The following is an 8,497-nucleotide window of genomic DNA, read 5'->3' as shown; positions in this document are numbered from 1 at the left end:
GCCGAGGACGCAGAAACCGTAAAACGCGGTATCGCCCACCTCGCTTTCTCAACCGAAGACGCCCAAAAGGTGGGCTCCCTCCCACTATTAGGAAGTAGCAGAACTTCTCAAGGCGATCGCCGGTTCCCAAGTTCCCATCTCTTGCGACGCTTCCTTCGTTGCCCAGCGAAATACAGACATTTTGCTATTTACTATCCTTTCTTGCCAAAAACAAGATTTTATTGAAACCATTTTGAAAACCGTTTGGAAAACCAACGCGCTATCGATCGCTGACCCCCAACTTGTTTTCAGGGGTTTGGGGGGAGAAAGTATATACAGTATATTTTGAATAGCTATTGCCACGGTTCGATCGTTTTTTCCTTGGCTAAGACTTAGTGGGTATTTGAATGTCTGGGCGATCGCCACAGCGTATTCCCATCAACCTAAACACCACCCACCTCACAGCGGAAATGCTGGAAGGATTGGCAACATGGCAACGTCTCGGTTTGCTGCAGGCGAGCCATTTGGAAGTGGAATTGTCTGTAGACAGCCAACATCCAGAGCTGCTGCGGGGATTGGATGTGTTGTTGCAGCAGGGATGGCTGAGCGAGGAACAAATCCAGCACATTTGCACCCAATATCTAGTCTGTCAGCTACCCATTCCTCCCCAGCCAACCACATTAGCGTTCCCCCCAGCCACGGCTTCCCCATCCCCTTCTCTGATGGCGAGGGTGGGGAATTTAGCCAATAACCTCAAAACGACCACCTTTTACCGTGCGGCAGACGTAGCGCAATCCTTGGGTGACGAACTGAGCGTTTTTGGGTTGTTGCTGTTGGGAATTTTTAGCGCCATCGTTGGCTCTGGGTTGCTGGCAGCCCAGGTATGGCAAGTGCTACCAGCGTGGGGGCAATACGGGATTTTGTGGCTGTATACCCTGGTTTTTTTTCGCGTGCAAGGGTGGTCGCAAAAACAAGCCAACCTACGTTTGACCGCCAACATGTTGGAGTTGGCTACCCTGTTATTGCTGCCGGTGAATTTTTGGGCGCTAGATGTGTTGGTGGGCTGGCAAACCCCTGTTAGTTGGGGAACAACGACAATTGCGGTGGGGAGCTTTGCAGCGATCGCGTATACCAAAACTCCCCTGCAATCGCGTCAAGCTATGGGTATTACCCTGGGCATCAGCCTGCTGCACTGGGGATGGAACCTACCGGGGATGCCCCTGTTGGTCGCCTATGCCAGCACCATCGGCACGGCAATACTTTTCTTTACCTATCAATCCCATCGCCCACCCCTGCCATCGCCGACAACCGCTACGACTGGCGATCGCTTTCCTTTCCCCACCATCATTAGCATCATTTGGGGAGCTACGGTCTTTTCGATTCTAGCAAGGGTGGTATTTGCCGAAAGTTTACCCATTGCCCAACTGGGGCTGGCTTTTGGCATTTGCGGGTTTTTGCTGTGCTGGCGTCGCCCCGAGTCGGTCGAAGAAGCGCGATCGCTGCAGTATCGCCAACCCCTGCAACTAGCTGGCATTGCCCTGTTGTTTTTGGGATGGGGGGTTTCGGTATTTGCCACCATCCCCTGGCAGGCATTGCTCGTCAGTCTGTTGGGATTGCGGTTGCTGTGCGATCGCCTCTACCGCTACGGCAGCCAGCGCGAGTGGTTGGCTGCAGTCACCGTGATGTTGCAGGCATACCTACTTGCCGGGCGCTCTATTCCCCCGCCAATCCAGCAAATCGGCGTTTCCGTATCGTCGCGGCTTGCCGGAGAACAAGCCCCCCTCTACGAACGCTTGGGCATGGGATGGTTTCCCAGCATTTGGTTGCTATTGGGATTGGCTTGGTGGTTGCATCGCTGCCAGCAACAAGGGGTGCCCTGGCAGCCGCGGCGATTGATTCGCTACACGGAATGGCTGGCTTTGGGATTTGGCGGGTTGGTTGCCCTGGCAAGCTTTTCCAATCCCACCATACGCACGCTCAACCTCAGTGCTTCCGCTGTAACGGTGCTGGTTTACATGGGAGGAAGACCCAGACCCCGCCAGCCGCACTTACCCACCTCCAATCTGGCTGTGGTCAATCTCAGTCACGGATTGCTGGTCGCTGCGATCGCGGCTGCCATTTACACCGGTTTTGCCCCCCTCTCCATTCCCAGTTGGTCGCTAATATTTTTGGGCGGTAGTCTGGCGGAATGGTTGCTGGTGGTGGTTGCCGGCTTATCCCGACATCTCGGTCGCCCTCGGCGGAAGCGCCCACTGTTTTTGTCTTGGCTGCAATTGCCCTACATTGCCCGCAGTGCCTGGTATGTAGGAATTGCACTGGCGGCGAGCAGCTATCTGTTCAATTTTCTCCATGGTGACACCCAAGTTCACCTGGCATGGATTGTCGTGCCTTTGGGGTTGACTGGCGTTGCTCAAAGTCAGAAAACTGCCCGCAATGCCGAACGTATGTCTCGCTCTGCCTGGCTAAGCGTGGCGGCTTTGGTGGCTTGGCAGGTCTTGCTGTTCAACCATTCTTGGATTGGCGGATTGGGATGGGCGATCGCGGCTATTTTATCTTGGGTGAATACCTGGCAAATCCAACAAAAACTCCCCACCCGTACTTCGGGTAAGGCTTCCATTGCCTGGCAGTGCGAATCGGCGGCAGCAATGAATATTGCTTTCTTTCTTGCCCTGGCGGCAACGAGTTTTTGGCAGTATTTTCCCACCACTGCCCAATTTGAAGATTGGTTGGTTGCAACTGGGGTGGTGTTGCTGGTTTTGTGGGGAGTGCGCTATGGCTTGCTGGCTACCACCAACCATTCCACTGCGTTGCCCACTGCTAGTCTTTCTAGCACTTATATCGGTGTTCTCGATACCTGGGCGGCTTTGCTATCTGGGATTTTGCTGGCTTTGCTTAGTTTTTACTGCGTTTTGTTTTTTGTTACCCCAGGATTGGTGGAACCGAAGTGGAATATTGCCCTTGCTGGGGCGATCGCGACCCTGGCATCTACGTTTCGCGTATCCCAAAGTGTTGAACGGTTTACATTTTTCCGCCTGGCTTGGGCGGTGGAAGTGCTAGTGGCTAGTTTGTTGCTGTTTGTTGCCCCTTCGACCATCCCCCTTGCGGTCACCAATATTGCTTTGGGCTTGTTTACCCAATTGGGAGGCGATGGGTGGTGCCGCTATACTCGGCAGCCGATTCCCTATCCCAGCTGGCATATGATTCCCCCCATGTATGCCATTGGTGGTTGGTATCTGTCGCAACCGTGGAATATCCAAGCTACCTCGGGATGGTTTGCTTTGGGCATGGCTTTGGTGTTGGTGGGTGTGGGTAGACGACGTTCTGGGCGATGGAAGTGGTGGGGGTATGCAGGTATGTTGGGGGTTTCCATTGCTGCTTACCAAGGTTTGCTGTATGCCATGTCTCGCGAGGGTGAGGGGGCTTTTGGCGATGGTTTGGCAATTCTTGCTGCCCTGGGGGCGGCGATCGCTTGGGCGTATCCTTTGTTGGGTCGTTGGATACGACCTTATTTGGGGCTGAACGAATCCCAATGGCGGGGGCTTTCCCAGATTCACTGGTTGGGCAGTACGATTTTGTTGGGTTGGGGAATTTCTTCTCGGGCAACCACGGTGGGTGCGTGGATTTCGATCGCGGTGGTCATGGTTTTGGCTGGTTACGCCATTTGGCAGGGTCGCCTTCCGCAGGCAGATGCACCAGCGCGCCTTTTCCGACGGCGGGAACTTTGGACTTATTTGGGGTTTTTGCAAGCAATTGCGGCGATCGCTTATTTGTTATGGTTGGTTTTGCCCCCGTTCCTATTGCTAACCCTTTCAGGGGTGGTTGCTACGGTGCTATCCACCCGCCTGTATGCTTCCAACTGGCAAGCCTGGGGATGGTCGCCAAAACCCGCCCAGCGGATCGGTGCGATCGCGCCTCTGGCATCTCTAGCTGTGGTAACGTTCGTAGGATTCCCCTCAAACATTGCTTTGTTGGTGGTGGCAGGATTTTACGTTTGGCTAGCGCAAACAACCCAACGTACGCGCATTAGCTATATTGGGGTTATTTTGGCGGATGTGGCGGTTTTGCGAATCTTTCTCGGGCAAGGTGTTGAGGAACTTTTATGGTATTTGGGCCTTGCCAGTGCTTCTTTACTGTATGTTGCTCAAGTGGACCCAGCCCTACAATCCACCAGCTACCAAGAATCCCGCCACTGGTTGCGCTGTCTGGCTAGCGGCATATTTGGTTTCCGGGCTTTGTACCAATTTGGTGGCGATTTCCTTACGGGGTTATTTGTTATTGGTATTGGTATTGCTTTAATTTTAAGTGGTTTGGTAACGAGAGTACGTGCCTACCTGTATGTCGGTGGTTTGGTATTTGTTATTCAAGTTTTTCGCCATCTCTGGATGTTTGCTAGCAAGTATAATTTCGGGCTTTGGGCTTTGTTAACATTAATCGGACTATTTTTGATCTGGATGGCTGCTTCGTTTGAGTCTTCCCGCGGTGTCGCAGCTTTGGTAAGAAGTAAGCTCAATGAGTTGGAAGAGTGGGAATAATTATTTCTTAATCTAGCGAGGGCACCATACCCAACCCACTCAAAGCAGATTTTTATGGAGACTATTTTCTAAAAAAAACAATAATTTCCTGGGATTTTCTAATTGCTCTTTTAGGGGCGCTCACGCGTTACGCCCCTAAAAAAATGCTTCAATTTATTTTCTGCAGACTTTTAAGAAATAGCATAAGAACAATTATCCGTTCCGTTTCAAAACCCAAATTTCCAGCAGCGACCACTCCTCACCGGGATAATTTTCCCGTTCCAAATCGGAAAGCAAGCGGTGGCGGGTAGCAGTGCTGCCCACAAAATCCAGATGTTTCAGGAGAATGCGTTTGGTAGCATCTGCCTTTTCCAAACCAAAGGGATTGAGGAAATTCACCAGACAATACCCTTCCCGCGGCGCTCCTGCAAAAGTAGAAATCAACTCATCGATGGCACTTGCTTCTAAATAAACCAAAGCCGCCGTCGAAACCAGAATATCCGCCTCTCCCATAGCTTGGAGAACCTCTTCCTTTTTCTCGGGCGATGGTTGGTTTAAATCAGCTTGAATCGTACGGTCAAAAATCCCGGCATTTCGGGCGTAATTGAGAGCATTTTCCGAAATATCGATACCCGTGGTTTGCAGGTTGAGGCGGCGGGATTTAAGGGGTTGCTTCGCCGATTCAGTATCCTGCCAATTTTGGCGAATTTCATCCACCGTCATATTGTGGGCGATCGCGAGGGTGGTATTCCCAAAACAGCAAGCCAAATCGAGATAGGGAATTTTTCTGCCCTGTTGCTGCTCGCACCAAGGGAGAATGAGACGGTCGAACGTTTCTCGGTTGTTATTGTCCGAAATATAGTCTAAAGCATCGATAATCCGCTCCTTAAACGGAACGGGCGTCGATTCCATATAAATATCATCGAAATGCTGTTTCTTCTCTTCCGTTTTGACCCGAGATTCGTTACTCATTACCACAATTCCACTTTTGAACCAATCGAGACAACCATACCGGATGGAGGTCCCCCATCGCAAATGGTAGGGGTGTCCACCTCTAGCATTGGCGATCGCAATGAACTACGATCGGTCATAGGATGAATTGCAGGTAGATACGTACAGATAAACACTTGGCGTATGACTTTAGAAGAATTCCTGCAAATGTCGCAATGTCCCAAATCGCTATCTCCAGCCCTGCAAGCACTGTGGTACGACAAACAGCAAAACTGGCATACCGCCCACGAAATTGTACAAAACGCCGGCGATGCTGACAGCGCCTGGGTTCATGCCTATCTCCACCGCGAAGAAGGAGACATTGGCAACGCGCGTTACTGGTACGGTCGCAGCGGCCGTTCCGAATCCAAAGCTTCTTTAACCGACGAATGGCAACAAATCGCCGAAACCTTGCTAGCCAAAGCCTAGAAACCAGCCATTCTTAACGACCGCTGGCGTAATTTTGACCGGTTTGCAAACCCTCCGCCACCTGGGGCGGTTTTTTCATTGATGTTCCCCGATTGATTTTTGAGATTTTTTAAAATTTTTTTTAGCCATCGCCCAACCTGGAAAAATTCCATAGAGATATCGCCAAACCGGCAAAATTCGCCCACTTGGTTCGCCGGCAACAGTTTCCTGCCATTCCATTTTTTTCTTTCTTTTGCGTCTCGCTCCACTAGGATAGCTATAGGACAACCAAAGCACCCACTTAGAAAAATTGTTGCGAAACTTCTCCAAGAACAGGACAATCGCAACCAACGCTACAGACGTGGCTAGGCTACAATCCAGAAATAGGTATCTCCCCTCCATGGGATGGTCATCCGATGGTCCGAAGGGCCGGTGTGGTAGGTACCATCGAGGAGATTGAAAAAACGGCTGCAAGGCGCGAGGAAATTTCATGGAACATGATGCGGCAACCATTCAGTGCCCCAATCAATCTTGCCAGTTTGCCAATCCGGTAACGGATAACTTTTGCCAAAAATGCGGCATGTCTTTGCCCAAACGCTACTTATGGGCTATTGGCAAAGCGATCGCCAACTACGAACCTGGCAGCCTCATTGGCAAGCGTTATTGGCTCAAAAGCGAACAAATTGTGCTAGATACCAAGCCAGGGCTGTTACCGGAACTTCCCGATCGCTTTAACAACGACATTGCCGCCTACCTGCGTTTGTTCCCCTATCGCTTGCACGTTCCGCAAGTCTTCGGATGCATTAGTGTGGGAAAAGAAAAAATTTGGCTGCTGGAAGAAGCCCCCATCGGGATTCGCAATGTGGAACCTACGCCTTTTGCCGCTTCTCGCTCGGACCTCATGCCGCGTTTGGTGGATGCCTTTGGGGAGGCGACGCCTCTGCGCCAGCTCAACTGGCTCTGGCAAATTGCCCAGTTATGGATCCCATTTCGTAGGGAGGGCGTGGCTGCCAGCCTGATTGACGAAAACCTCCTGCGGGTGGAAGGTTCCATTGTGCGCTTGTTGGAACTGCAAAGTTCCGATTCCCCCGTTCATCTGGTGGATTTGGGTCGTGTTTGGTCGGCTTGGAGCGAGTATGCCCAGCCGGTGGTGCGTCCATTTCTAGAACAACTTGCCCAAGATTTGCAACAAGGTCGCATCACCAACGCCGAACAGTTGGTTGCCGTTTTAGACCGGGCTATCCCCTTTTGCAGTCCGTTTGCCGATACCACTTCCCGCCAAATTTCCGTTGCTGCCAGTACCGATACCGGACCCAGCCGCCAGCGCAACGAGGATGCTTGCTATCCACCCAACGGCAGTTTCCTCGACCAGCCGGAAGCTGCTATTACCATTGTCTGCGATGGAATTGGCGGCCATGCAGGGGGAGATATTGCTTCCCACATCGCCATCGATACCATTGGCGATCGCATGAAACAGTTGCCCCCCTACGAACAAACCAACGAATCCATCGCCACCTACAACCAACAAATCCACGATGCCGTTTGCGAAGCCAACAACCTCATCGGCGAACGGAACAACAGCGAACACCGGCGCGGCAGGCAGCGTATGGGTACTACATTGGTGATGGCTTTGGTCCACGGTCACGAGGTCAACATTACTCACGTGGGCGATAGTCGTGCCTATCTCATTACCCGGCAGCGCTGCTATCAAATTACCCTCGATGACGATGTAGCCTCTAGAGACGTACGTTTGGGATACTGCCTGTACCGCCATGCCCTGCGGCAAATGTCTTCTGGGGCTTTGGTTCAAGCTTTGGGCACCAATTCCGTACGGGTGTTGCATCCCACCATCCAGCGGTTAATTCTGGATGAAGACTGCGTTTTTCTGCTGTGTTCCGACGGTCTGAGCGATAACGATTTGGTTGAGGAGTATTGGGAGTCGGAATTGCTGCCGGTTTTGGAAGGCAAAGTAGACCCCAAAACCGCTGTGGACCATTTGATTCAAATTTCCAATTTTCAAAACGGTCACGATAACGTTACGGTTTCTGTGTTGGCTTGTCAGGCAAACGCTTCTGACTTTCAAGTGGACCAACTCCTCGGCGATCGCTTGCTGGAGCAGTTAAACAGCATCCCTGACCTACAGCCAGTGGCAGAAGTTGGTTCTCCCAAAAACTCTCCCACTTCACCCACAGCTGCCGACCCAGCAGAACTCCAACATTCCGAAGCCAAGAAGGGGTACAATGCTACGGTGCAAAAGCAAGTCCAAGGCAGCCACCCCGCTTCCACTACCGAACTGGCACCTCCCGAACCCGATCTGGATGTGGACCCCGATGCCGATACGGAACCCAATGCCAAGGGGAACAATTCGTCAGACAACAACAACCCCTGCGAACCCACCATCAAACCGCAACGGCAAGAAACCATGAAACGTCCGGCACCGCTTTTGCCTTTGTTGGTGGTGATTTTGCTGTTGATTTTGGGGGTGGTGGCATACGCACAGGTAAAACCGTTCCAAAATTGGATAGATACGCGCATTCTGGGAGAGCGCGAGCAAAATGAAGATTCTCTCTCTTCCCCTTCTTCGCCGCAGCCGTAACGATCGAGAAACA

At 51.8% G+C, this 8,497-nt stretch carries 5 protein-coding genes and 1 pseudogene; 4 read left to right on the top strand and 2 right to left on the bottom strand.

The annotated features are described in order from the left end of the window. Positions 1–89: pseudogene (locus AS151_RS20730) on the top strand (RRXRR domain-containing protein); the annotation flags it as partial. A gap of 297 nt (positions 90–386) precedes the next feature. Further along, positions 387–4,511, top strand: coding sequence for a hypothetical protein (locus AS151_RS09080; protein ID WP_071516730.1), 4,125 nt, complete (start codon positions 387–389; stop codon positions 4,509–4,511). 192 nt (positions 4,512–4,703) lie between these two features. On the opposite strand, the gene AS151_RS09075 is transcribed toward AS151_RS09080, so the two are convergent. Continuing rightward, positions 4,704–5,462: a class I SAM-dependent methyltransferase gene (locus AS151_RS09075; protein WP_071516729.1), complete on the bottom strand. Its 759-nt coding sequence runs from the start codon at positions 5,460–5,462 to the stop codon at positions 4,704–4,706. A 162-nt stretch (positions 5,463–5,624) separates the two neighbouring features. On the opposite strand from AS151_RS09075, the gene AS151_RS09070 reads away from it, so the two are divergent. Further along, positions 5,625–5,909, top strand: coding sequence for a hypothetical protein (locus AS151_RS09070; protein WP_071516728.1), 285 nt, complete (start codon positions 5,625–5,627; stop codon positions 5,907–5,909). Between the two features lie 75 nt (positions 5,910–5,984). Here the strand turns inward: AS151_RS09070 and AS151_RS22060 are convergent, their stop codons facing one another. Continuing rightward, on the bottom strand, positions 5,985–6,128 hold the full coding sequence (locus AS151_RS22060) for a hypothetical protein (protein ID WP_170861356.1): 144 nt from the start codon (positions 6,126–6,128) through the stop codon (positions 5,985–5,987). Positions 6,129–6,378: 250 nt separating this feature from the next. On the opposite strand from AS151_RS22060, the gene AS151_RS09065 reads away from it, so the two are divergent. Beyond that, positions 6,379–8,484: a protein phosphatase 2C domain-containing protein gene (locus AS151_RS09065; protein ID WP_071516727.1), complete on the top strand. Its 2,106-nt coding sequence runs from the start codon at positions 6,379–6,381 to the stop codon at positions 8,482–8,484. Positions 8,485–8,497 lie beyond the last annotated feature (13 nt).

The sequence above is a fragment of the Geitlerinema sp. PCC 9228 genome (genome assembly GCF_001870905.1).
Classification (GTDB): domain Bacteria; phylum Cyanobacteriota; class Cyanobacteriia; order Cyanobacteriales; family PCC-9228; genus PCC-9228.
The sequence above is the reverse complement of the archived record's forward strand: the minus strand, read 5'-3'. Positions and strand labels throughout refer to the sequence as shown.